The 2,181-nt window shown below is 44.0% G+C and carries 1 protein-coding gene; it reads left to right on the forward strand.

All coding sequences use genetic code 11. The features are described 5' to 3' along the window. On the forward strand, positions 1–2,181 hold a 2,181-nt coding region (locus tag BW716_RS37345; protein WP_179091416.1), incomplete at both ends, for a hypothetical protein.

Below are 2,181 nucleotides of genomic sequence, written 5' to 3' on the forward strand. Positions count from 1 at the left end.
TTTCCTGGCCTCGCATCCGGTGGCAGACGGAGATACGCTGACGTTGACAAAGCAGGTGCCATTGTCAACGGTAAAGCATATTTACTCATTCACGCCTGCGTCTACATCCGTATATTCTCTGGCTGCTGTGGTGGGATCTACCTCCTGGAATGGATCAAGTATTTATTATAACCTTCGTGACAATGCGATATTTAATTTGAGCGTATTGGCAAGGGATGCCAGCATCACTAATGCGACGTTGAATTTATTTGCTAAGCCGGAGCAGATAGAATTGTATAATTCGAATCCTGACAGTGCACATAGGAACTCTACGTCCAGTGAATTATATGGATATTTTGAACGTTTATTAGGGCCGGTGACAGTGGACAGTACTACCTGGGCAAATCAGCCAGCGGTAACAGAAGTGAACAGGGTTACCATTGGTCCTTTCCCAATAGGATATAGTAATAGTGATTATACAGATCAGGAGTGTACGAACCTGGTGAAAGATTTGTTCAGTGCCTATCTGAACGGTACGAATTATGGCATGCGGCTTAGGTTAAGTGATGAGGATACAGAGAGTAAGGACCTGAAGTCCATTATATTCTGGAACAACAGTACGACTATAGATTATGATGTTGAGCCACCGTATATAAATGTCACCTATACAGCCAGTCGTTGTGAAGAGTTTGCTGCATATGTAAATGAGCAGATGGGCTGGTCTTATACAAAGGCGCAGCTGAATAGTATTATTCAGAGAACTTGTAGTAGTACGACTGATATATGCGAGTATGTTAATTATACTTCTTACGATAGAGATCTGTTGTGTGGTAAGTCCACGGCTATCTTTGGTACGGTCAATGATTCCATCACCAATTGTTCAGACACGGCTTTCTTTGCTTATACGTTAGCATATGAAAAATACCATTCGTATCGAGATTCATTAAGGAACAGTTTTGATAAATTGTATAGAGATACAGCGCTCGCTGGGGGAGAACGTGAGTTGTTTACGATGTCTTATGCCACAAGTGAGTATCATTATACTTTGTACTATTATGATCAGGCGGGTAACCTGGTGAGGACGGTACCACCTTCAGGTGTGGTGACCAACCGGGGCGCTTCCTGGCGGGCTGCGTTAGCAGCAGCACGGGCATCAGGTAGCACTTATGTGCCTGCACATACGCAGGCGACGGAGTATCGGTATAATACGCTGAACCAGGTGATATCACAGCAGACGCCGGATGGAGGAGTGTCTAATTTCTGGTATGATCGTTTAGGACGGTTGGTTATTTCTCAGAATGCGAAGCAGATAGGTGTAAATGCATATAGTTATACCAGCTATGATGGATTAGGGCGTATTAGCGAGGTAGGGGAGATTACGAGTTCGACAGCGATGACGAATGATGTCAGCCGGAGTGAGGCAGGTCTTTCTGCGTGGATGAGTGCTGCCAGAGGGACTCGTACCCAGATTGTCCAAACTATTTATGATACATTGTATACCCCGATATCGGGTACCTATTTGACGCAGGAGAACCTTAGAAACCGTGTTTCCTGGTCCTCGTATTTTAATACATCTGGGGCGCAGGATTCGATGAATTTTGCTACGGCAACATTCTATAGTTATGACATACATGGGAATGTGGGTACGCTGTTGCAGGATTATAAGGGCGGGACCATGTCGCGGTTGTATAACCGATTTAAAAAGATTCATTATAAGTATGATCTTATAAGTGGAAAAGTGAATTGGGTAGGTTATCAGCCAGGAGAGAAGGATGCATTTTATCATCGTTATAGTTATGATGCAGAGAACAGGTTGACGAATGTTGAGACCAGTCATGATAGTATTTATTGGGAGAATGAAGCCTATTATGAATATTATAAGCATGGACCACTTTCACGTACCGTATTAGGGCAGCAGCAGGTGCAGGGTGTTGACTATGCATATACATTGCAGGGATGGCTGAAAGGGGTGAATAGCACAGCCGTTACACCAGTTTTTGATATGGGAGGTGACGGATCCAGTGGTAGCCAGGTTGCGAAGGATGTGTATGGATTTGGTATTCATTACTATGGTAGGAGGGATTATACACCAATTAATTCTGCTGCCACCCCATTTGCTACGGGGATCGGTATAAAGGTGTTGTTTAATGGGAATATAGCAGCGATTAGTCAGGATATTCCGTTACTAGGTAAGCCCTTAGA

This window comes from [Flexibacter] sp. ATCC 35208, assembly GCF_001975825.1.
Lineage (GTDB): Bacteria > Bacteroidota > Bacteroidia > Chitinophagales > Chitinophagaceae > Chitinophaga.